The organism is uncultured Microbacterium sp. (assembly GCF_963528945.1).
Classification (GTDB): domain Bacteria; phylum Actinomycetota; class Actinomycetes; order Actinomycetales; family Microbacteriaceae; genus Microbacterium.
Genome location: NZ_CAURWX010000002.1, coordinates 340,280 through 361,836, shown reverse-complemented (window position 1 = coordinate 361,836; position 21,557 = coordinate 340,280). Strand labels below are relative to the sequence as shown.

The following is a 21,557-nucleotide window of genomic DNA, read 5'->3' as shown; positions in this document are numbered from 1 at the left end:
ATCTTCCGAGACTAACCCGCGGCGCGCCGGCCGGGGGCGGGTTCGCGGGCATCCGCTACCTCGCCGGCACGAACCGCACGCCGCCCGGGTCGATGCGCAGACGCACCGTATCGCCGACCGCGAAGCGGCGGCCGTCGGCGAGGGGAACATCGACTGCGCACAGCTCGGTGTGCACCCGCATCCCGTCGAGCGTCGGTTCGACGTGGACGACCGCGATGCGCCATCCGTCCGCATCTCCCTCACCCTCGCCGACGATGCGCGCGTCCGCCGGCCGGAATACCGCAGCGATCGGTTGCCCATCGACCGCGGCGAACGCCCGCGACGCGGCATCCGTGCTCGTCAGCCGCAGGTCGCCGCGACGCCAGCCCCCGGCATCCGCCATTCCCTCGATCCGATTCACACCGGCGATCGCCGCGACGAAGGCGGATGCCGGTGCGGCGAGCACCTCGCGCACGGACCCGGTCTGCGTCACGCGCCCCGCTTCGACCACCACGAGTCGATCGGCGAGGGCGACGGCGTCGGCGGCGTCGTGGGTCACGGCGACGGTGGTCGTGCCGGCGAGCTGTTCGCGCAGCATCCGCCGGATATCGGATGCCGTCGACGGGTCGAGAGCGACGAGCGGCTCATCGAGGAGCACGGCGCGGGGCGCCGCGGCGAGCGCACGGGCGACCGCCACGCGCTGCGCTTCGCCGCCGGAGAGCTCGCGGGGCGCGCGGTCGCCGGATCCGGGCAGGCCGACGCGGGCGAGGAGAGCATCGGCTGCGTCTCGCGCCTCGCGTGCCGCGACCCCGGCGGCCCGTGGACCGAACGCGACGTTCTCGCGCACCGAGAGGTGCGGGAACAGGCGGGCGTCCTGGCCGAGCAGCACGATGCCGCGGCGCATCGGAGCGGTGCGCACCGGCGACGACCCGACCCGGTCGACCACCTTTCCGCCCACCGAGATCTCCCCGTCCGACACGGGCACCAGACCGGCGAGGGCCTGCAGCAGCGTCGACTTGCCCGCCCCGCTCGGACCCATCACCGCGACCGTCTCACCCGCCCCCACCTCGAGCGAGACGTCGACGACGAAGTGCTCGCGCGGCACGACGACACGGGCGCGCAGACCGGTCATCGTGCCGCTCCGGGGCGCCATCCGCGGACGAGCAGCAGTACCGCGACGGCGGTGGCGAGCAGCAGCAGGGCGAGGGCCACGGCCGCCCCCTGCGACACCCCGGCGCCGTTGAACGCGGTGTAGATCGCCAGCGGCATGGTCTGCGTGACGCCGGGGCGGTTGCCGGCGAACAGCGCGGTCGCCCCGAACTCGCCGATCGCCCGCGCGAAGCACAACACCACTCCGGCGACGATCCCCGGCGCGGCGAGGGGCAGGGTGATGCGCCGCAGGATGGTCCAGCGCCCGGCGCCGAGGGCCGCTGCGGTGCGTTCGTGATCGACGCCCGCGGCGCGCACGGCGCCTTCGACGGCGAGAACGAGGAACGGCAGCGCGACGAACGTCTGCGCGAGCACGACCGCGGGCGTGCTGAACGAGAGGCCGAGCCCACCGAGCCACCCCGCGCGCCCGAAGAGGTACAGCAGCGCGACGCCACCCACCATCGGGGGGAGCACGAGCGGCACGGTGACCGCCGCGCGCAGCACCGCGGCGAGCCGGGGTCCCGAGCGGGCGATGAGGAGCGCGAGCGGCACGCCCCCCACGATGCACAGCAGGGTGGCGGCCAGTCCGGTGCCGAGCGAGAGGCCGAGCGCGGTGCGTGCGGCGTCGGACGTCACGTCGGCGACGAACGTCGCCCACTGCACCCGGGCGATGAGCGCGGCGAGCGGAACCAGGAGGAAGGCGAGCCCGATCGACGCGGGGATCGCGAGGGCGCGCGGCACGTAGCCGGTGAGCCGCGCGGGGGTCACGGCGCCCCGAACCCGAAGTCGGCGAGGATCGTCTGTCCCGCATCCGACAGCACGAAGGCGACGAACGCGGCCGCCGCGTCGGGATTCTCGGCATCGCGAAGCGCAGCGATGGGATAGCGGTTGATGACGTCGGCCGCCTGGTCGGGCACGATCGCCTCGACGTCGGCGCGGCCGACCACGTCGGTCGCGTAGACGAGCCCCGCATCGGCTTCGCCCGCCGCCACCTTGGTGAGCACGGCGGTGACGTTCTGCTCGACGCTCGCCGGGTCGACGACGACGCCCGCCTCGTCGAGGAGAGCCGTGGATGCCGCACCGCACGGAACCTCGGGCGCGCACAGCACGGTGACCGCGTCGGCGAGGTCGTCGAGGGTCGCGACACCCGCCGGGTTGTCGGCGGGCACCGCGATCACGGGCGTGTTCGTGGCGAACAGATCGGGGTCGCCGGTCAGTTCGGACGCCTTCTGCATGGTGGCCTCGTCGGCCGACGCGAACACGTCGGCGGGCGCGCCCGCGAGCAGCTGGGTGACGAGCGTCGACGACCCGTCGTAGACCGGTACGACGGTCAGGTCGGGATGCTCGGCGGCGAAGGCATCCGCGATCGCATCGAACGCCCCCTGCAGCGAGGCCGCGGCGTACACCGTGAGCTCGCCGCTGACGTCGCCCTCGGTCTCGTTCGCCGACGACGGGCCGGATGCCGGGGCCGCGCATCCGCTGAGGGCGAGCAGCGCGGCGGCGATGACGAGGATGCGGGCGCGGCGCGCGACGGTGCGCATGTCAGCCCTTCGGGATCTCGACGACGACCTGGGTCGCTTTGACGGACGCGGTGGCGAGAGCGCCGACCTCGAGCTGCAGCTCGCGCGCTGCCTCGGCGGACATCAGCGAGACCACGCGGTGCGGGCCCGCCTGGATGTCGACCTGCGCCATGAGACCGTCGATCTGCACCCGCGTGACGAGGCCCGTGAAGCGGTTGCGCGCGCTCGTGCGCGCCTCGCCCGACGCCTCGGCTGCGGCCGCCATCGCGAGGGTGTGGGCGGCGAGGGCGTCGCCGGGGATCTCGGCGGGCGACGAGTCGGTCGTCGGCAGCAGGCCCTGCTCGATCCACCGCCGCACGGTGTCGTCGCTGACCCCGAGGAGCTGGGCAGCGCGGGAGACGCGATACGTGTGCATGAGGCGAGAGTACCGCAGGTGCGGGTTGCTTCCCTTGTTTCTTCCGCGGATGCGGAATACCTGCGAGGTCGACTCGTCCTCCACATCTCGCGGGTAATGCGCGTTGATCGCCGAGCCGTCGTTCTCCTTCTGCGTGCTGCGCAACCCGTCGGCCCACGGCATAGCCTGAGTTCATGCAGCCCCTCGTCGCCCCCGCATCCGCCCTCGCTCCCACCGAGCTCGTGCGCACGGCGCGGCACGCGGTCCTCGCCGGCATCGGCGAGGAAGGACAACGCCGACTGAGCGCGGCGCACGTCGCCGTCGTCGGTGCGGGCGGGCTGGGGTCGCCCGTACTCCTCGCTCTCGCGGCGGCGGGCGTGGGCACCCTCACGGTCATCGACGACGACATCGTGGAGCTGACGAACCTGCAGCGCCAACTCGCGCACCGCGTCGACGACATCGGCGTCGCCAAGACCGCCTCGGCCGCGCGCGCGATCATCGCACTCGCTCCGCACACCGTCGTGGTCGAGGCCGCCGAACGCCTCGACCAGGCGAACGCGGAGGGCCTGCTCGCCCGCGCCGACATCGTCGTCGACACGAGCGACTCGTTCGCGACGCGGCGGGCGGTCGCCGCGGCCGCCGAGAACCTGGGTCTCCCGCTGGTGTGGGGGGCCGTGCAGGAATGGCATGCCCAGGCGACCGTGTTCTGGTCGGCACCGCCCGAGGGCGAGCCCGTCGTGCTCGCCGACCTGTTCCCCCCGGGCACCGAGGGCGAGCCGCCGAGCTGCGCACAGGTCGGCGTACTCGGCGCACTCTGCGTGCAGGTGGGCGGGATGCTCGCGGCCGAGGTCGTGAAACTCATCACCGGCGCCGGCGAGCCCCTGCTCGGCCGCCTCGCCGTGATCGACGCGCTCGGCGGCCGGCAGCACGAGATCGCCCTCCGCCCGGCCTCCGTCGGACCGCGGGAGGTGCAGGCATGACCGCCGCGACGCCCCGCACGGTCGAGGAGCAGCTGAGCCGCGTGCTCGACGCGGTGCGCGTCGTCGAGTCCGAGACGCATCCCGTGGAGGTCGCGGCCGGACGCACCCTCGCGCGGTCGGCGACCGCGGCGCACGACATCCCCCTCTTCGACAACTCGGCCATGGACGGGTTCGCGGTGCGCGGCGCCGACGTCGCGCATGCCAGCGCCGAGCATCCGGTGACCCTGCGTGTCGTGGCCGACCTGCCCGCCGGCGGCGCCGACGACCCCGCCCTCGCAAGCGGCGAGGCGGCCCGCATCATGACGGGATCGCCGACACCGACCGACGCCGACGTGATCGTCCCCTTCGAAGACACTGAGGGAGGCCTCGCCGACTCGCTCGGTGACGTGCGGGTGCTCCGCGCACCCGCGAAGCCCGGGGCGTTCGTGCGGCGCCGCGGGTCCGATCTGCGACGGGGAGATGAGGTGGTGCGCGCGGGCGAACGACTGGGCGCCTTCCAGGTCGCGGCCGCGGTGGCCGCCGGCATCACCGAGGTGCAAGTCACGCGTGCGCCTCGCGTCGTCGTCGTCTCGACCGGCAGCGAACTGCTCGGCGCCGGAGAGCCCGCCGCGCGCGGGCGCATCCCCGACTCGAACGGCCCGCTGCTGGCGCGGCTCGTCGCCGACGCCGACGCCGACGTGGTGCAGGTCGCGAGGGTGGCGGATGAGGCCGACGCCGTGCGCCGAGTGACGGCCGAGGCCGACGCGCTCGGAGCCGACGTGATCGTGTTCACCGGGGGCGTGAGTGCGGGGGCCTACGAGCCGGTGCGCGGTGCCTTCGACGGCGGCGGAGAGGTCGAGTTCACGCCCGTGGCGATGCAGCCGGGCAAGCCGCAGGCGTTCGGGATGCTTCCGTCGGGTGCGCTCGTGTTCGGACTGCCGGGAAACCCCGTGAGCGTCGCGGTGTCGTTCGAGGTGTTCGTGCGCCCCGCTCTTCTCGCCCTGCAGGGCCGGGCGCAGCTGCACCGTCCGCTCGTGCGGCTCGCCGCCGACGCCGCGTGGACGACGCCGCCGGGGCGGCGTCAGTACCTGCCTGCCGTCGTCGACCTCGCTGCGGGCACGGTGCGCCCCGCCACGGCCGGCGGATCGGGCTCGCACCTCGCCGGCGGGCTGGCTCGCGCCGAGGCCTTCGCAATCGTGCCGGCCGAGGTCGACGCGGTCGCCGTGGGCGATCGGATCGATGTCATGCTGGTCGGATGAGCTTCCCGCACCTCGACGCCGCCGGCCACGCGCACATGGTCGACGTCACCCTCAAGCAGCCGACCGTGCGCACCGCCACCGCCCGCGGCTTCGTGCGGTGCAGCACCGAGGTGGTCGCGGCGCTGCGCGACGGCAGCATGCCGAAGGGCGACGTGCTCGCCGTGGCCCGTATCGCCGGCATCCAGGCCGCCAAGTCGACCCCGGCGCTGCTCCCCCTCGCGCACGTGATCGGGGTTCACCGGGCCAGCGTCGACCTCGAGATCGTCGACGAGGGCGTGCGCATCGAGGCGACCGTCGGCACCGCCGACCGCACCGGCGTCGAGATGGAGGCCCTCACCGCCGTCTCCGTCACCGCTCTCGCCGTGGTGGACATGATCAAGGGCGTCGACCGCGCGGTCGTGATCGAGAACGTGCGCATCACGGCGAAGTCCGGCGGACGGTCGGGCGACTGGGTCCGGCCCGACGAAGACGCCGCCGGAGCATCCGCGTCAGACCTTCCCAGCGGAGCATCCGCATGACGCGCGTGCGCTACTTCGCCGCCGCCGCGGAGGCCGCGGGCACCGACGCCGAGGACCGTGACGAGGCGACCCTGAGTGCGCTGCGGGAATCGGTGGTACGCGAGCATCCCGCCCTCGCCGACATCCTGCCCCGCTGCGCCGTCATGGTCGACGGCGTGCGCTCCGACGACGACCGCCCCCTCACCGACGCCGAGCTGATCGACGTCCTCCCGCCCTTCGCCGGCGGCTGAACACCCCACCCTCGGGCCCCTTCTCTAGCCGCCCGCGGCACGGCAGCCCGCCGCGCGCTACCCACCACATGCAAATGCAGGCGATCACACGATCGGCAGGCTGCTTTCGCCGAATCCCGCCTGCAGACCGGAAATTCGCCTGCATACCGCGCGGCTGAGAACCGCCACCCGACAGCGGCGCAGTGCGCGGTCCTCGCCACCCACCCACCGGCGGCACACAACCCAGCGGCGGCGCGCGCAAATGCAGGCGATCACACGATCTGCAGGATGCTTCCGCCGGATCCCGCCTGCCGAAGGCGAGTTCGCCTGCATACCGCGCGGCTGGCGGCCGGCCCACCGCGAGCGGACGGTGCATACCGCGCGGCTGACGAACCGCTAGCGGGTGAGACCATCCCGCCCGGGCGTGGGGTGGGTGGGGTCAGCCGCCGATACCCTTCCACGACGATGACCCGTCCGACTCGTGCTGACGCTTCCACACCGGGAGGTCGCGCTTGATCGCCTCGATGATCTCCCGGCACACCGCGAAGGCCTCCGCCCGGTGCGCCGAGGCGACCGCGATCACCACTGCGGCGTCTCCGACGGCCAACTGCCCGACCCGGTGGCTCACCGCGACGAGAGTACCGGCGTCCCGCCCGACGGCCGCCCCGCCCGCGTCGCCCTCATCCCCGCCGCCCTCATCCCCGCCGCCCTCGGCTTCGGCCGCGATACGGCGGAGGGTCGCGGTGGCATCCGGATGCGCGCTGTATTCCAGCCCGACGACCGGCGAACCGGCATCCGGATCGTTGTTGCGCACGCGCCCCACGAACGTCGTGACCGCACCGAGCCGGGGGTCGTCGACGGCCGCTAGATGCGCGTCGAGGTCGAGGGCGTGCTCGACGATCGCGGCGATGCGTACGTCGTTCATCAGTGGTCCCCACCGGCGAGCTGATCGACGATGTGCGCGGCGACCGTGAGCACGATCGGCACGCCAGACGACACGGCGTTCGTCGAGCCGGGCAGGTTGACGACGAGCGCGCCGTACGGGTCGATGATTCCGGCGAGTCCGCGCGACAGCACCGACTTCGGGGTGTCGGCGAGTCCCTGGCGCCGCAGCTCCTCGGCGATGCCCGGCACCTCCCGCGTGATCACCCGACGGGTGCCCTCGGGGGTCTCGTCGCGCGGCGCGACGCCCGTGCCGCCCGTGGTCACGATGAGCTTGATGCCGCGGGCGGCCGCGCGGCGCAGGGCATCCGCCACCGATTCGGCGCCGTCGGCGATGACCTCCGCGTCGGGGCAGTGCCACCCCGCCTCGCGCAGCAGCGCGACCGCGATGGGGCCGCCGCGGTCCTCACGCTCCCCCGCGGCCGATCGATCGGAGACGGTGATCACGCATGCGGGGGTCGAGGTCATGGGTCCACCCTAGAGGCGGGACGCCGTCAGTTCACCCGGATCAGCGAGCGCTGCCACCCCGACGACCCGTCGGGTGCGATCGGCGCACGCTCCTCGATCTGCAGGTCGCCGTTCTTGTTGACGGCGCGCACGGCCACGTAGTGGGTGCCGGGGGTGGCATCCCAGTCGACGAACCACTGCACCCACGTGTCGTCGTTGACGGGGGTCGACAGCGTCGCGGGCATCCACTCGCCGTCGTCGATGCTGACCTCGACCCGCTCGATCCCGACCGACTGCGCCCAGGCGACACCCGCGATGGGCGTGCGTCCGGCTTCGATGGCCGACCCGAGCTTGGGGGTGTCGACGCGCGACGAGAACTTGATCGGGGCTTCGGCGCTGTAACCGCGCGGGGTCCAGTACGCCTCGTCCTTGTCGAACGTGGTGACCTTCAGCTCGGTGAGCCACTTGGTGGCCGACACGTAGCCGTAGAGGCCGGGCACGACCATGCGCACCGGGAACCCGTGCTCGAGCGGCAGCGGTTCGCCGTTCATCGCGACCGCGAGGATGGCGTCGAGGTTCTCGTCGGTGAGCGACGAGAGCGGCGTGCTCGCGGTGTACCCGTCGACGCTGCGCGACAGCACCATGTCGGCATCCGACTTCACCCCGGCCTTCTTCAGCACGTCGCGGATCGGCACGCCGAGCCACTTCGCGCTGCCGACCAGCTCGCCGCCGACCTCGTTCGACACGCAGGTCAGCGTGATGGAGTACTCGTCGAGCCCCATGTCGAGGATGTCCTGGAAGCTCATCTCGACCCGCTGGTCGACCATGCCGTCGATCACGAGCCGCCAGGTGTCGGGGTCGATCGTCGGCACGGTGAGCGCGGTGTCGACCCGGTAGAAGTCCTTGTTGGGGGTGTAGAGCGGGCTGAGGCCCGGCACGTCGAGCTCGGCACCATCGGGCACCGTCACGGTGCTGCGGGGCGAGGGGAGGTTGAGGGCCTTGCGGATCGACTCGACCGAGCTCACCGTCATGCTCACCGCGCGCGATGCGACGCCGACGACGACGGCCGAGATGCCGGCGATGGCGGCGAGGGCGAAGAACCCGCGGCGCCCCATCTGCGCGTCTGCCACCGACTTCTTCGGCATGTCGGTGGGCGACGGCTTGGTGATGGGCGGCGTCGTCGGCTCGGGCGTGCTCTTCGCCGGGACGGATGCCGTCGCCGCCGACCGCCAGCGCCGCAGGCGCCGAGTGAGCAGCACGAGGATGACGGCGCCCGCGACAGTGCCGAGCACGGGCGGCATGAACGCGAGCGGGCTCACCCCGGCGCGGGTCACGATCGCGGCGGTCGAGAGCGCCCCCGCGATGACGAGCACGACCACGCCCAGCGGCGCGCGCACCAGCTGCAGGATGCCGCCGATCGCCGAGGCGATCACGACGGCGAGGCCGAGCCCCGCGAGCAGCGCGATCTTGTCGTACTCGCCGAAGGTCGCGATCGCGAACTCCTTGAACGGCTGCGGCACGATGTCGATGACGAAGCCGCCGACCGCGAGGATCGGGCTCGCGGTGCGTGCGAGCAGGAGCGCGAACAGCTCGGCCACGGCGAGGAACACGGCCCCGCTGACGAGGCCGGCGACGGCCGCCCAGAAGAAGAATCGCTTTCCCGTTCGGCGCTCGGCCATGGTGTCCTCCTGGTCCGCCCGTTGATTGGTCGCCGGTTGTTCGGAGCGGATGCCGGAACGGATGGCGGAACGGATGGCGTCGAGGCTACACGGCGACGATGCCGGGCGGGGGCGGCGGCGCGAGAGGGGCAGCGGGCGCCAGAGGCGGAGCCGGTGCGAGTCGTCGCTGCGGCACCCCGTGCGCCTCACGATGCAGGCGCTCCATGCGGGCGTCGAGTTCCGACGCCGCCTCGGCGGCGGAGGTGAGGCTCTCGACGAGATGCGCGGGCACCTGGTTCGAGAACTTGTAGTAGATCTTGTGCTCGAGGCTCGCCCAGAAGTCCATCGCGATGGTGCGGAACTGCACCTCGACCGGGATCGACAGCGCGCCGGTCGACAGGAAGACCGGCACCTCGATGATCGCGTGCAGGCTCTTGTACCCGTTGTCCTTGGGGGTGGCGATGTAGTCCTTCACGACGCGCACCGTAACGTCATCCTGCGCGGTGAGCAGGTCGAACAGCCGGTAGACGTCGGCGACGAAGCTGCAGGTGACCCGCACCCCGGCGATGTCGGTGATCTCGCGCCGGATCAGGTCGAAGTCGGGCTCGTCGATGCCCTTGCGCGCGAGCTTCTCGACGATGCTGTCGGGCGACTTCACCCGGCTCTTCACGTGCTCGATCGGGTTGTACGCGTGGTGGTGCGTGAACTCGTCGCGCAGGATCGAGATCTTCGTCTCGACCTCGCGCATGCCGAACTCGTACTCGCGCAGGAACCGCTGGAACCGGTCGCGCAGCTCCTTCGCTTCGTGGAAGGCCTGCTCGTCGACGGAAACCGTGCTCATGTCCTCGACGTTATCGATCCGTGATCGGAATGGGCTGAGCATCCGTTCGCCGGCTCGTAAGGATTCCGTGAGGGCGCACCCGGCGGCCGTAGGGATTCCGTGAGGATGCCGTCAGGACGTCGTGGCGCAGGAGTAGTGTCGCCCGACGTGTCAGAGCAAACCAGAGACAGCACGGATGCGCCGCAGACCGTCAAACGCATCCTCATCGGCGACCCGCTCACGAGCGCCCAGGTCGACGACCAGCTGCTGCCGAAGAAGATGGCCCTGCCGATCTTCGCGTCGGATGCTCTGAGCTCGGTCGCCTACGCGCCGCAGGAGCTCGTGATGATCCTGCTCATCGGCGGACTCGCGTTCCTGTCGTTCACCCCGCTCGTCGCGGTCGCCGTGGTCGTGCTGCTGGCGGTGGTGGTGCTCAGCTACCGCCAGCTCATCAAGGCCTACCCCTCGGGAGGCGGCGACTACGAGGTGGCGTCGAAGAACCTCGGGGAGGTGCCGGGCGTCGTCGTGGCGGCGGCGCTGCTCGTCGACTACGTGCTGACGGTCGCGGTCTCGGTCGCGTCGGGCGTCGACAACATCATCTCGGCGGTGCCGGGTCTCGATCCGTTCCGCGTCGAGCTCGCCGTGGGCTTCGTGGTGCTCATCATCATCGTCAACCTCCGCGGCGTGCGGGAGGCGTCGCTGGTCTTCGCGATCCCGACCTACGTGTTCATCGGGTCGGTCGGCCTCATGATCGTCACCGGCCTCGTGCGCACGTTCCTCGGCGATGCCCCGGTCGCGTCGAGCGCCGCGTTCTCGGTGCAGGCCGAGAGCCTCAGCCAGGCCGCGGTGATCCTGCTGATCCTGCGGGCGTTCTCGAGCGGATGCTCCGCCCTCACCGGCGTCGAGGCCGTGTCGAACGGGGTGCCGGCGTTCCGCACCCCGAAGGTGCGCAACGCGCAGTCGACCCTCGTGCTCATGGGCACGATCGCGGTGTGCCTGTTCTCCGGCCTCACGGCTCTCGCCCTCATCACCGGCGTGCACTACGCCGAGAACCCCTGCGACCTCATCGGCTTCGACTGCGCCAACCCGCAGCCCAGCCTCATGGCGCAGATCGCCGCAGCGACGTTCGGCGGCGGAAGCATCCTGTTCTTCGTCGTGCAGGCCGCGACCGCCTGCGTGCTGCTGCTCGCGGCGAACACCGCGTTCAACGGCTTTCCGCTGCTCGGCTCGGTGCTCGCCCGCGACGGCTATGCCCCGAAGTCGCTGAACACGCGCGGCGACCGCCTCGTGTTCTCGAACGGCATGATCCTGCTCGGAATCGGCGCGATGATCGTGCTGGTCGTGTTCCAGGCGCGGCTGACGACGCTGATCCAGCTCTACATCATCGGCGTCTTCGTGTCGTTCTCGCTCGGGCAGCTCGGCATGGTGCGACACTGGCGTCGGGTGCTGCGCGCCCCGCAGGATGCTCCGCAGAACGGCGAACGCGACGGGGCCGCGGCGACCGACCGACGCTCGGCCCGGGTGGGTCTCGCGATCAACTCGGCCGGGGCCACGCTCACGGTGCTCGTGCTCCTGATCGTCACGATCACGAAGTTCACGCACGGCGCCTACCTCGTCTTCTTCGCGATCCCGATCCTCGCGTTCCTCATGCTCGGGGTGAAGCGGTACTACCGCGACGTCGAGCACGAGATCGCGATCGACGACACGACGCGGTTCGGGGCATCCGGCGACGTCGCGATCGTGCTCGTGAGCCACCTGCAGAAGCCGGTGATGAAGGCCATCGACTACGCGATCGCCGCCAAGCACGACAAGACGCTCGCGGTGCACGTGGCCGTGTCGGCCGAGGCTGCGGCCGCGGTGCAGAAGGACTGGGCCGACCACCTCGTGCCGATCCCGCTCGTGATCCTCGACTCGCCTTACCGGTCGTTCGCGCAGCCGATCAGCCAGTTCATCGCGCAGTACCGGGAGAAGCACGGCTCGTCGGTGGTGACCGTCTATCTGCCGCAGTACATCGTCGGCCACTGGTGGGAGACCTTCCTGCACAACCGCCGCGCCCGCCGACTCGCCAACAAGCTCATGCTCGTGCACGGTGTCTCGATCACTCTCGTGCCGTGGCTGCTCGACTCGTCCGAGCTCATCTACGGTCGCCGCTCCCGCCCCCTGCCCGGCCAGGAGCGCGCCGGCCGCCCCGTCGCGCCGGTCGTCGTCTCGGGCCGCCGCGCCCACCGCCCCGAGGGTCCCCCCGCCGCCTGACGCGGGGGTGCGCCCCGCCCCCTCCCGCCCCCTCCCGCCCCGCGTTCGGCCGTCCCGCCCTGCCCCCCTCCGCGCCCCGCGCTCGGCCACTCCCGTCGCATTTTCTGTCGCTCCGACGCACTCTGGGCGACAGAAAATGCGACCGGAGCGGAAGAAGAGGGGGAAGGAAGGGAGGGGTGAGGGGAAGGGAGGGAAGGAAGGGAAGGGGAGGGAGGAGTCGGCGGGTCAGGCGATCAGAGACAGGGCGAGGGTGGCGAGGAGCACCGTCGGCACGGCGGCGATCAGGCCCCAGAGCATGAAGCGACCCCAGCGCACCTCGACCCCGAGCGACGTGACGCGGTGGTGCCAGAGCAGCGTCGCGAGCGACGCCCACGGGGTCACGAGCGGCCCCAGGTTCACCCCGATGAGCAGCGCCATGAGCGCCACCGGATCGCCCGCGGCGGGCTCGAGCACGAGGTAGGCGGGGAGGTTGTTGATCGCGTTGGCACTCAGCGCCCCGAGGCCGGCGAGGCGCAGCAGCTCGCCCAGGCCGCCGGCGCCCGGCGCGGTGAGGAAGTCGAGCAGCCCCTGCGCGTGCAGGGTCTCGACGATCGCGAACAGTGCCGTCGCGAGCGCGAGCGCCTGCCAGGGCACCAGGCCGATGCGCAGCGCACGTGGGCGCCGCACGACGAACAGCACGACGAGCGCCAGAGCAGCGACGGATGCCGGGATCCACACGTCGTGCGAGACGGCGAGCAGCGGCATGAGCGCGAGCAGGATGCCGGTGGCCGTCCAGAACAGCACCGGGTCGGCGGGTCGTCGCGCGGGCGGCATCTCGTAGCCGGCGAACACGGTGCGCCGGTGCGCGATCGTGAGGATGGCGACGGGCACGAGGATGCCGACGAGGGTCGGAGCCCAGCTCAGCGCGAAGAACGCCGCGGGAGACTCGCCGATGCGCGAGGCGGCCAGCAGGTTCGTGAGGTTCGAGACCGGGAGTGCCATGGATGCCGTGTTCGCGAGCCACACGGTGGCGAGGGCGAACGGCAGCGGAGGCAGCCCGATGCTCTGGGCGAGCACGACCACCACGGGCGTCACGATCACCGCGGTCGTGTCGAGCGAGAGGAACACGGTGCTCACCACGGCGAGCGCGACCACGAGCATCCACAGCACGATCACACGCCCGCGACCCCATCGCGCGAGCCGCTGCGACACGACGTCGAACACGGCGGCGTCGCGGGCGAGCTCGGCGACGATCGTGATGGCGACGACGAACCCGAGCACCGGGGCGATGCGTGCGCCGAGCGCTCCGGCATCCGCCTGCGGAAGCAGCCCGGTCACCACGCAGATGCCCGCGACGACGACCAGCCCGATGACGATCCACGTGCCCACGCCCACCCGGACGCTCTTGATTCCCACCTCGCAACCCTAGACCCGCCCCTCTCCCCTCGCTTCCCGTCGCACTTTCTGTCGCCCGGCCCCGCCGCAGGCGACAGAAAATGCGACGGGAGCGGAAGGAACGGGAGCGGCGGGAACCAGGGCGGGGGGAAGGGGACCGGGGCGGCGGGAACGGATGCCGGTGTCAGGAAGGCGCATGCGTTGGGGGCGGGGGCGTAGGGGAAGCGTGAGGAACCGGGGAACGGGGGCTGCGGGCGGGTTGTATCGACGTCGTGCTCGACTTCCTCTACCTCGCGCTGACTCTCGCGCTGTTCGCCCTCGTCTCGTTCGCCGCGAAGGGGGTGGAGAAGCTGTGATCGTGTTCGAGATCGTCGCCGCGACCCTCGCGGCCGCGGCCATCGTCTACCTCGTGATCGCCCTCGTCGCGGCGGAGCGCATGTGATGGGCGAGGTCATCTGGTTCGGAATCCTGCAGGCCGCCGCGGTCGTCATCGCCCTCGTGCTGCTCTACCGCCCCCTCGGCGACTACATCGCCCACGTCTACTCCACCGCTCGCGATGCCCGCGTCGAGCGCGGCGTGTACCGGGTGATCGGTGTCGACCCGGCATCCGAGCAGACGTGGCGCGCGTACGCCCGCAGCGTGCTCGTGTTCTCGGTCGTCGGCCTCGTGCTCGTCTACGCCCTGCAGCGGCTCCAGGCCTTCCTGCCCGCCTCGCTCGGCCTGCCCGCGGTGCCGGAGGGTCTGGCCTTCAATACCGCCGCGTCGTTCGTCGCCAACACCAACTGGCAGTCGTACTCGCCCGAGCAGACCATGGGCTACACCGTGCAGCTCGCCGGCCTGACGGTGCAGAACTTCGTCTCGGCGGCGGTCGGGCTCGCGGTGGCGGTGGCGCTCATCCGCGGCATCGCCCGCCGCGGCTCGACCACGATCGGCAACTTCTGGGTCGACCTCGTGCGGGGACTCGGCCGCCTGCTGCTGCCTCTCGCGGTCCTCGGCGCGCTCGCCCTCATCGCGGGCGGCGTGATCCAGAACGTCGCGGGGTTCACCGAGGTGACGACCGTCGCCGGCACCCCCCAGACGATCCCGGGCGGCCCGGTCGCCTCGCAGGAGGCCATCAAGCTGCTCGGCACGAACGGCGGCGGCTTCTTCAACGCCAACTCGGCCCACCCGTTCGAGAACCCCGCGGGGTGGACGAACCTGCTCGAGATCCTCCTCATCCTCGCCATCCCGTTCGCCCTCCCCCGCACCTTCGGGCGCCTCGTGGGCGACCACCGTCAGGGCTACGCGATCGCGGCCGTCATGGGCACGATCTTCCTGCTCTCGACGTTCGCGCTCTCGGCCCTCGAGCTCGCCGGCCGCGGCACCGCCCCCGAACTGGCCGGAGCCGCCATGGAGGGCAAGGAGGTGCGCTTCGGCATCCTCGGGTCCACCCTGTTCGGCAGCGCGAGCACCCTCACCTCGACCGGCGCCGTCAACTCGATGCACGACTCGTACACGGCCCTCGGCGGCATGATGCCGATGCTCAACATGATGCTCGGCGAGGTCGCCCCCGGCGGCGTCGGCTCGGGGCTGTACGGGATGCTCGTGCTCGCGATCATCGCGGTGTTCGTCGGCGGGCTGCTCGTGGGCCGCACACCCGAGTATCTCGGCAAGCGGATCGGCCCGAAGGAGATCAAGCTCGCGAGCCTGTACATCCTCGTCGTGCCCGCGCTCGTGCTGGGCGGCACGGCCCTCAGCTTCGCGATCCCGGGCATCCGGGCGGATGTCGAGGCGACGAGCATCCTGAACCCCGGGGTGCACGGCATGGGCGAGGTGCTCTACGCCTTCACGTCGGCGGCGAACAACAACGGCTCCGCGTTCGCCGGGCTGACCGCGAACACCCCGTGGTTCAACACCGCGCTCGGTGTGGCGATGCTGCTGGGGCGCTTCCTGCCGATCGTGCTCGTGCTGGCGCTCGCCGGCTCGTTCGCCGCGCAGGAGAAGGTGCCCGAGACCGTCGGCACGCTGCCCACCCACCGGCCGCAGTTCGTCGGCCTGCTCCTCGCCGTGACGGTGATCGTCACCGCCCTCACCTACTTCCCGGTGCTCACGCTGGGACCCCTCGCCGAAGGACTCGTCTGACCATGACCCTCATCACCACCCCCGAGACGGATGCCCCGGCATCCGCCCCCGTCGACGCCCCGAAGACCCGCACGTTCGGGTGGCCGCAGCTCGCGGCGGCCCTGCCCGGGGCGCTGCGCAAGCTCAACCCGGCCGCGCTCGTGCGCAATCCCGTGATGCTGCTCGTGTGGGTCGGCGCCGCGTTCACCACGCTGCTCGCGATCGCCGAGCCCTTCCTCGGCGGGCCGGGTGAGTCGGGCGGCACGCCCGTGCCGGCCCCGTTCACGGCGGGCATCGCGGTGTGGCTGTGGCTCACCGTGCTGTTCGCGAACGTGGCCGAGTCGGTCGCCGAGGGCCGCGGCAAGGCCCAGGCGGCGAGCCTGCGCAAGACCCGCACGAGCACGATGGCACGCCGAGTCGTGGCCTACGACGCGACGACGGATGCCGGTGCCCACCGCGCGGCGACCGCCGAGGTGTCGTCGGCCGAGCTGCAGCGCGACGATGTCGTGGTCGTGGAGGCGGGCGAGCTGATCCCGGGCGATGGCGGCGTGCTCGCCGGCATCGCGACGGTGGACGAGTCGGCGATCACGGGCGAGAGCGCCCCGGTGATCCGCGAGTCGGGCGGCGATCGGAGCGCCGTCACCGGCGGAACCCGGGTGCTGTCCGACCGCATCGTCGTGCGCATCACGTCGAAGCCGGGCGAGACGTTCGTCGACCGCATGATCGCGCTCGTCGAGGGCGCGAGCCGTCAGCGCACGCCCAACGAGATCGCGCTGAACATCCTGCTCGCGAGCCTGTCGATCGTGTTCGTGATCGTGGTGCTCGCACTCAACCCGATCGCCTCGTACGCGGCGTCGCCGGTGAGCATCCCCGTCCTCATCGCGCTGCTCGTGTGCCTCATCCCCACCACGATCGGCGCGCTGCTGTCGGCCATCGGCATCGCCGGCATGGACCGTCTCGTGCAGCGCAACGTGCTCGCGATGTCGGGGCGCGCGGTCGAGGCCGCGGGCGACGTCACCACGCTCCTGCTCGACAAGACCGGCACGATCACCTACGGCAACCGCCGTGCCCACGAGGTGCTTCCGCTGCCCGGTGTCGACGCCGACGAGCTGCTGCGGCTGGCTGCGCTGTCGTCGCTCGCCGACCCCACCCCCGAGGGTGCGTCGATCGTCGAGTTGGCCGCCTCCCGCGGCATCCGCGTCGACGAGCCGGCGGACGCCGTGATCGTGCCGTTCACCGCGCAGACCCGCATGAGCGGACTCGACCTCGCCGACGGCGCGCAGATCCGCAAGGGCGCCGGTTCCGCGGTGCGCGCGTGGCTGTCGACGGCCTCGACGCAGACCGACGCCGAGGTGGCCAGCCGTACCGCGATGGTGTCGGAGAGCGGCGGCACCCCGCTCGTGGTCGCGGTGAAGGACCGCTCCGGCGAGCGCCTCCTGGGCATCGTGCACCTCAAGGACATCGTCAAGGAGGGGCTGCGCGAACGATTCGACGAGCTGCGCAGCATGGGCATCCGCACGGTCATGATCACGGGCGACAACCCCCTCACCGCGAAGGCGATCGCCGCCGAGGCCGGGGTCGACGACTTCCTCGCCGAGGCGACCCCCGAGGACAAGCTCGAACTCATCCGCCGCGAGCAGGAGGGCGGCCGTCTCGTCGCGATGACCGGCGACGGGACGAACGACGCCCCGGCGCTCGCGCAGGCCGACGTGGGCGTCGCGATGAACACGGGCACGTCGGCGGCGAAGGAGGCGGGCAACATGGTCGACCTCGACTCCGACCCGACCAAGCTCATCGACATCGTGCGCATCGGCAAGCAGCTGCTCATCACCCGCGGCGCGCTCACCACGTTCTCGCTCGCGAACGACATCGCGAAGTACTTCGCCATCATCCCGGCGATGTTCATGGGCGTGTTCCCGGGGTTGGCGGTGCTCAACATCATGCAGCTGCACTCCCCGGCGTCCGCGGTGACGAGCGCGATCATCTTCAACGCGATCGTGATCGTCTTCCTCATCCCGCTGGCCCTCCGCGGCGTGAAGTACCGTCCGGTGAGCGCCTCGCAGATCCTGCAGCGCAACCTCCTCGTCTACGGCCTCGGCGGCGTGATCGCGCCGTTCATCGGCATCAAGCTCATCGACCTCGCCGTGAGCCTCCTCCCCGGTTTCTGAGCCCACTCGGCTCGCACGAAAGGCATCCCATGTCCTCCACCCGCACCACCCTGCGCACGACCGGCGTCGCGATCCGCACCATGCTCGTGCTCACGCTCGTGCTCGGCGTCGCGTACACGCTCGTCGTGACCGGCATCGGCCAGCTGCTGCTCCCCTGGCAGGCGAACGGCTCACCGCTCCCCGACGACCGGGGCAGCGCACTCATCGGGCAGTCGTTCACCGATGCCGACGGCGAGGCGCTACCCGAGTACTTCCAGTCGCGCCCGTCCGCCGCGGGCGACGGCTACGACGGCGCCGCATCGAGCGGCAGCAACCTCGGCCCCGAGAACGCCGACCTCATCGCGGCGATCGACGAACGGCGCACCGCGATCGCCGAACGCGAGGGGGTCTCCCCCGCCGACGTGCCGGCGGACGCGGTCACCGCGTCCGCCTCGGGACTCGACCCGCACATCAGCGTCGCCTACGCGCTGCTGCAGGTGCCGCGGGTGGCGGCGGCGCGCGGCCTCGACGAAGACGCGGTGCGCTCGCTCGTGGAGTCTAGGATTCAAGGGCGGGATCTGGGATTCCTCGGCGAGGAGCGCATCAACGCCGCCGAGCTCAATCTCGCTCTCGACGCGCAGGAGGGCGAATGACACGAGAGCGGCGGGGCAAGCTCCGCGTTCTCCTCGGTGCCGCACCCGGCGTCGGCAAGACCTACGAGATGCTCGTCGAGGGGCGCCGGCTGCTCGACGACGGGCACGACGTGGTGATCGCCGTCGTCGAGACCCACGGCCGCGCCGCGACCCTCGCCCAGACCATCGGCCTCCCCGAGGTGCCGCGGCGCACCGACGAGCACCGCGGGGTTCTGCTCACCGAGCTCGACCTCGACGCCGTGATCGCCCGGCGGCCCGAGATCGCGCTGGTCGACGAACTCGCGCACACGAACATCCCCGGTTCGACGCGTGCCAAGCGCTGGCAGGACGTCGAGGCGCTGCGGGATGCTGGGATCGACGTCGTCACGACCGTGAACGTGCAGCACATCGAATCGCTGAACGCGGTGGTCGAGAAGATCACGGGCATCGCGCAGCAGGAGACGATCCCGGATGCCGTGGTGCGGGCGGCCGACGAGATCGAGGTCGTCGACCTCGCGCCGCAGACGCTGCGCGACCGCCTGTCGGCCGGACTCGTGTACCCGGCCGAGCGCATCGACGCGGCGCTGTCGAACTACTTCCGCCTCGGCAACCTCACGGCGCTGCGCGAACTCGCGCTGCTGTGGCTCGCCGACGAGGTCGACAGCGCTCTGCGCAGTTACCGCGCGGATCACGGCATCGACAGCACCTGGCAGGCGCGGGAGCGCGTGGTCGTGGCCCTCACCGGGGGCCCGGAGGGCGAGACGCTGCTGCGCCGCGGCGCCCGCATCGCCGCCCGCGCCGCCGGGGGCGAGCTGCTCGCGGTGCACGTGTCGAGCCAGGACGGCCTGCGCGACGAGGCCCCGGGGGCTCTCGCGGCCCAGCGGGCGCTCGTCGAGTCGCTCGGCGGCAGCTTCCACCAGATCATCGGCGACGACATCCCCGCGGCGCTCGTCGAGTTCGCGCAGGGCGCCGACGCGACGCAGCTCGTGATCGGCGTGAGCCGCCGCGGACGCCTCGCCGCCGCACTCACCGGCCCGGGGATTGGGTCGGAGGTCATCCGCCGCTCCGGCGACATCGATGTGCACATCGTCACCCATGCTGCGGCGGGCGGCCGGCTCGCGCTCCCCCGCATCTCGGGCGGCGCGCTGGGGTGGCGGCGCCAGGCGCTCGGGTTCGCCGTGGCCCTCGTGTTCGGCCCGCTGCTGTCGTGGCTGATGTTCGCCTTCCGAAGCCCCGAGTCGATCACGTCCGAGGTGCTGGCGTACCAGCTGCTCGTCGTGGTGGTGGCGCTGATCGGCGGTGTGCGTCCCGCCGTCTTCGCCGCCGTGCTCTCGGGGGTCACCCTCGACTTCCTCTTCGTGGCGCCGCAGTTCACGATCACCGTCGCGCATCCGCTGCACGTGCTCGCCCTCGCCCTGTACGTGGTGATCGCGGTGCTCGTCAGCATCATCGTCGACCAGGCGGCGCGCCGCGCCCGCACGGCGACCCGCGCGACCGCCGAGGCCGAGCTGCTGGCCGCGGTCGCGGGCAACGTGCTGCGCGGCGACAACGCCGTGCTCGCCCTCGTCAGCCGCGCCCGTGAGGCGTTCGGTTTGAGCGGGGTGCGACTGCTCGGGGCCGACGGCGAGGTGCTCGCCTCCGACGGGGAACCGTTGGCCGACGGTCGCGCCACCCGCCTGCCGGTGGGGTCGACCGGCAGCGTGCTCGAACTGAGCGGCGACGCCCTGGACGCCCCGGCCCGCCGCCTTCTCGACGCGATCGTCGCGCAGCTCGTCGCCGCTCTCGAGCACACCGACCTGCGCGCCACCGCCGCCGAGGCCGAGGCCCTCGCCGAGACCGATCAGGTGCGCAGCGCGCTGCTCTCGGCACTCAGCCACGACCTGCGCCGTCCGCTGGCGTCGGCGGTCGCGGCGATCGGCGGCCTGCGGGCCGCTCACGACCTGTCGCCCGACGACCGCGCCGAACTGCTCGCCACCGCCGACGAGAGCCTGGCGACCCTGTCGACGCTCGTCACCGACCTGCTCGACGTCAGCCGCGTGCAGGCCGGGGTTTTGGCCGTGTCGGCGACGCGCCTCGACGCGACGGGTCCGGTGCTCGCCGCGGTCGACGAGCTGGGTCTCGGGCCGGCCGACGTCGACCTCGCGCTCGACCCCTCGCTGCCCGCACTGCGCGCGGACCCGGTGCTGCTGCAGCGGGTGCTGGTGAACGTGCTCGCCAATGCGCATCGGCACTCCCCCGACGGCACCCGCGTGCTGGTGTCGACGAGCGCGGTGGCCGACCATGCCGAGATCCGCATCGTCGACCGCGGCGAGGGCGTTCCGGCCGACCGCCGCGACAGCATGTTCCAGCCGTTCCAGCGGTTCGGCGACACCGACAACACCACGGGCCTGGGCCTGGGGCTCGCGCTCTCGCGCGGATTCACCGAGGGGATGGGCGGTAGCCTGACACCCGAGGACACCCCGGGCGGGGGACTCACCATGGTCATCTCGCTGCCGCTCGCCGGCGCCGACACGGAGGGCACGGAGTGAAGCTCCTCATCGCCGACGACGATCCGCAGATGGTGCGGGCGCTGCGCATCACGCTCGCCGCGCACGGGTACGAGGTGGTGGTGGCGGCCGACGGCGCCGCCGCGATCGCCGCGGCCGCACAGGCCCACCCCGACCTCATCATGCTCGACCTCGGCATGCCGCGACTCGACGGCATCGAGGTGATCCAGGCCCTGCGCGGCTGGACAAACGTGCCGATCATCGTCGTCTCCGGCCGCACGGGGTCGGCCGACAAGGTCGAGGCGCTGGATGCCGGGGCCGACGACTTCGTCACCAAGCCGTTCCAGGTCGACGAGCTGCTCGCGCGCCTCCGCGCCCTCTCGCGTCGCGCGGTGCCGGCCGGCGGGGAGTCGACCGTCGCGTTCGGCGATGTCGTGGTCGACCTGGCCACGAAGACGGTCACGCGGGGCGGCTTGCGGGTGCACCTGACCCCGACCGAGTGGCGGATGCTCGAGCATCTGTCCCGGCATCCGGGCGCCCTCGTGACCCGGCAGGACCTGTTGAAGGAGATCTGGGGCAGCGAGCAGGTCTCGGACTCGGGCTATCTGCGCCTGTACATGTCGCAGCTGCGCAAGAAGTTGGAGCGCGAGCCCAGCGCGCCCGTGCACCTGCTGACGGAGTCGGGCATGGGCTACCGCCTCGTCGTCTGAC

Annotated in this window: 20 protein-coding genes; 11 read left to right on the top strand and 9 right to left on the bottom strand. The window is 71.9% G+C overall.

The features are described 5' to 3' along the window. Positions 1–55 precede the first annotated feature (55 nt). From RWS82_RS08885 to RWS82_RS08870, 4 genes are read right to left on the bottom strand one after another with little or no spacing between them, the layout of a single operon-like run. Complete coding sequence (locus RWS82_RS08885) at positions 56–1,111, bottom strand: ATP-binding cassette domain-containing protein (RefSeq protein WP_314649016.1); 1,056 nt, start codon at positions 1,109–1,111, stop codon at positions 56–58. Beyond that, the gene (gene modB / locus RWS82_RS08880; protein WP_314649013.1) at positions 1,108–1,896 is read right to left on the bottom strand and encodes a molybdate ABC transporter permease subunit; all 789 of its coding nucleotides are present in this window, start codon (positions 1,894–1,896) and stop codon (positions 1,108–1,110) included. The genes RWS82_RS08885 and modB overlap by 4 nt, the downstream gene beginning before the upstream one ends. Continuing rightward, complete coding sequence (gene modA, locus RWS82_RS08875; protein ID WP_314649011.1) at positions 1,893–2,669, bottom strand: molybdate ABC transporter substrate-binding protein; 777 nt, start codon at positions 2,667–2,669, stop codon at positions 1,893–1,895. Before modA ends, modB begins: the two co-directional genes overlap by 4 nt. Position 2,670: 1 nt before the next feature. Beyond that, entirely contained in the window at positions 2,671–3,063 is a 393-nt protein-coding gene (locus RWS82_RS08870; protein ID WP_314649513.1) for a TOBE domain-containing protein, read from the bottom strand. Between the two features lie 173 nt (positions 3,064–3,236). On the opposite strand from RWS82_RS08870, the gene RWS82_RS08865 reads away from it, so the two are divergent. Genes RWS82_RS08865 through RWS82_RS08850 form a run of 4 tightly spaced genes read left to right on the top strand, consistent with a single transcriptional unit; the run spans position 3,237 to position 6,008 of the window. Then, on the top strand, positions 3,237–4,022 hold the full coding sequence (locus RWS82_RS08865) for a HesA/MoeB/ThiF family protein (RefSeq protein WP_314649009.1): 786 nt from the start codon (positions 3,237–3,239) through the stop codon (positions 4,020–4,022). Beyond that, positions 4,019–5,260, top strand: a complete 1,242-nt coding sequence (gene glp / locus RWS82_RS08860; RefSeq protein ID WP_314649007.1) for a gephyrin-like molybdotransferase Glp — start codon at positions 4,019–4,021, stop codon at positions 5,258–5,260. Before RWS82_RS08865 ends, glp begins: the two co-directional genes overlap by 4 nt. Further along, positions 5,257–5,778, top strand: coding sequence for a cyclic pyranopterin monophosphate synthase MoaC (moaC, locus tag RWS82_RS08855; protein WP_314649005.1), 522 nt, complete (start codon positions 5,257–5,259; stop codon positions 5,776–5,778). Before glp ends, moaC begins: the two co-directional genes overlap by 4 nt. Beyond that, complete coding sequence (locus RWS82_RS08850) at positions 5,775–6,008, top strand: MoaD/ThiS family protein (protein WP_314649002.1); 234 nt, start codon at positions 5,775–5,777, stop codon at positions 6,006–6,008. Before moaC ends, RWS82_RS08850 begins: the two co-directional genes overlap by 4 nt. A gap of 418 nt (positions 6,009–6,426) precedes the next feature. On the opposite strand, the gene RWS82_RS08845 is transcribed toward RWS82_RS08850, so the two are convergent. From RWS82_RS08845 to RWS82_RS08830, 4 genes are all read right to left on the bottom strand, one after another. Further along, positions 6,427–6,912: a molybdenum cofactor biosynthesis protein MoaE gene (locus RWS82_RS08845; RefSeq protein WP_314649000.1), complete on the bottom strand. Its 486-nt coding sequence runs from the start codon at positions 6,910–6,912 to the stop codon at positions 6,427–6,429. Continuing rightward, positions 6,912–7,397, bottom strand: a complete 486-nt coding sequence (locus RWS82_RS08840) for a MogA/MoaB family molybdenum cofactor biosynthesis protein (RefSeq protein ID WP_314648998.1) — start codon at positions 7,395–7,397, stop codon at positions 6,912–6,914. The genes RWS82_RS08845 and RWS82_RS08840 overlap by 1 nt, the downstream gene beginning before the upstream one ends. Before the next feature lie 26 nt (positions 7,398–7,423). Continuing rightward, positions 7,424–9,055, bottom strand: a complete 1,632-nt coding sequence (locus RWS82_RS08835) for a molybdopterin-dependent oxidoreductase (RefSeq protein ID WP_314648996.1) — start codon at positions 9,053–9,055, stop codon at positions 7,424–7,426. Between the two features lie 85 nt (positions 9,056–9,140). Next, the gene (locus RWS82_RS08830) at positions 9,141–9,875 is read right to left on the bottom strand and encodes a GTP pyrophosphokinase family protein (protein WP_314648994.1); all 735 of its coding nucleotides are present in this window, start codon (positions 9,873–9,875) and stop codon (positions 9,141–9,143) included. Between the two features lie 135 nt (positions 9,876–10,010). Between RWS82_RS08830 and RWS82_RS08825 the strand changes: the two genes are divergently transcribed. After that, positions 10,011–12,107, top strand: a complete 2,097-nt coding sequence (locus RWS82_RS08825; RefSeq protein WP_400190075.1) for an APC family permease — start codon at positions 10,011–10,013, stop codon at positions 12,105–12,107. Positions 12,108–12,332: 225 nt separating this feature from the next. Here RWS82_RS08825 and RWS82_RS08820 read toward each other — a convergent pair whose 3' ends face one another. Next, positions 12,333–13,502: an SLC13 family permease gene (locus RWS82_RS08820; protein ID WP_314648992.1), complete on the bottom strand. Its 1,170-nt coding sequence runs from the start codon at positions 13,500–13,502 to the stop codon at positions 12,333–12,335. A 331-nt stretch (positions 13,503–13,833) separates the two neighbouring features. Between RWS82_RS08820 and RWS82_RS08815 the strand changes: the two genes are divergently transcribed. From RWS82_RS08815 to RWS82_RS08790, 6 genes are read left to right on the top strand one after another with little or no spacing between them, the layout of a single operon-like run. Next, positions 13,834–13,923, top strand: a complete 90-nt coding sequence (locus tag RWS82_RS08815; protein ID WP_314648990.1) for a potassium-transporting ATPase subunit F — start codon at positions 13,834–13,836, stop codon at positions 13,921–13,923. Beyond that, the gene (gene kdpA / locus RWS82_RS08810; protein ID WP_314648989.1) at positions 13,923–15,602 is read left to right on the top strand and encodes a potassium-transporting ATPase subunit KdpA; all 1,680 of its coding nucleotides are present in this window, start codon (positions 13,923–13,925) and stop codon (positions 15,600–15,602) included. Before RWS82_RS08815 ends, kdpA begins: the two co-directional genes overlap by 1 nt. 2 nt (positions 15,603–15,604) lie before the next feature. Beyond that, entirely contained in the window at positions 15,605–17,749 is a 2,145-nt protein-coding gene (kdpB, locus tag RWS82_RS08805; RefSeq protein ID WP_314648986.1) for a potassium-transporting ATPase subunit KdpB, read from the top strand. A gap of 29 nt (positions 17,750–17,778) precedes the next feature. Beyond that, a complete protein-coding gene (gene kdpC / locus RWS82_RS08800) occupies positions 17,779–18,381 on the top strand; it encodes a potassium-transporting ATPase subunit KdpC (protein ID WP_314648979.1) in 603 nt (200 codons plus the stop codon). Then, the gene (locus RWS82_RS08795) at positions 18,378–20,888 is read left to right on the top strand and encodes an ATP-binding protein (RefSeq protein WP_314648978.1); all 2,511 of its coding nucleotides are present in this window, start codon (positions 18,378–18,380) and stop codon (positions 20,886–20,888) included. The genes kdpC and RWS82_RS08795 overlap by 4 nt, the downstream gene beginning before the upstream one ends. Then, positions 20,885–21,556: a response regulator gene (locus tag RWS82_RS08790; RefSeq protein WP_314648977.1), complete on the top strand. Its 672-nt coding sequence runs from the start codon at positions 20,885–20,887 to the stop codon at positions 21,554–21,556. Before RWS82_RS08795 ends, RWS82_RS08790 begins: the two co-directional genes overlap by 4 nt. Position 21,557: the final 1 nt, after the last annotated feature.

Coding starts and splice junctions, on each gene's coding strand:
- RWS82_RS08885 (WP_314649016.1), bottom strand. CDS start 1,111: ATGACCGGTCTGCGCGCCCGTGTCGTCGTGCCGCGCGAGCACTTCGTC.
- modA (WP_314649011.1), bottom strand. CDS start 2,669: ATGCGCACCGTCGCGCGCCGCGCCCGCATCCTCGTCATCGCCGCCGCG.
- RWS82_RS08870 (WP_314649513.1), bottom strand. CDS start 3,063: ATGCACACGTATCGCGTCTCCCGCGCTGCCCAGCTCCTCGGGGTCAGC.
- RWS82_RS08865 (WP_314649009.1), top strand. CDS start 3,237: ATGCAGCCCCTCGTCGCCCCCGCATCCGCCCTCGCTCCCACCGAGCTC.
- glp (WP_314649007.1), top strand. CDS start 4,019: ATGACCGCCGCGACGCCCCGCACGGTCGAGGAGCAGCTGAGCCGCGTG.
- moaC (WP_314649005.1), top strand. CDS start 5,257: ATGAGCTTCCCGCACCTCGACGCCGCCGGCCACGCGCACATGGTCGAC.
- RWS82_RS08850 (WP_314649002.1), top strand. CDS start 5,775: ATGACGCGCGTGCGCTACTTCGCCGCCGCCGCGGAGGCCGCGGGCACC.
- RWS82_RS08845 (WP_314649000.1), bottom strand. CDS start 6,912: ATGAACGACGTACGCATCGCCGCGATCGTCGAGCACGCCCTCGACCTC.
- RWS82_RS08840 (WP_314648998.1), bottom strand. CDS start 7,397: ATGACCTCGACCCCCGCATGCGTGATCACCGTCTCCGATCGATCGGCC.
- RWS82_RS08835 (WP_314648996.1), bottom strand. CDS start 9,055: ATGGCCGAGCGCCGAACGGGAAAGCGATTCTTCTTCTGGGCGGCCGTC.
- RWS82_RS08830 (WP_314648994.1), bottom strand. CDS start 9,875: ATGAGCACGGTTTCCGTCGACGAGCAGGCCTTCCACGAAGCGAAGGAG.
- kdpA (WP_314648989.1), top strand. CDS start 13,923: ATGGGCGAGGTCATCTGGTTCGGAATCCTGCAGGCCGCCGCGGTCGTC.
- kdpB (WP_314648986.1), top strand. CDS start 15,605: ATGACCCTCATCACCACCCCCGAGACGGATGCCCCGGCATCCGCCCCC.
- kdpC (WP_314648979.1), top strand. CDS start 17,779: ATGTCCTCCACCCGCACCACCCTGCGCACGACCGGCGTCGCGATCCGC.
- RWS82_RS08795 (WP_314648978.1), top strand. CDS start 18,378: ATGACACGAGAGCGGCGGGGCAAGCTCCGCGTTCTCCTCGGTGCCGCA.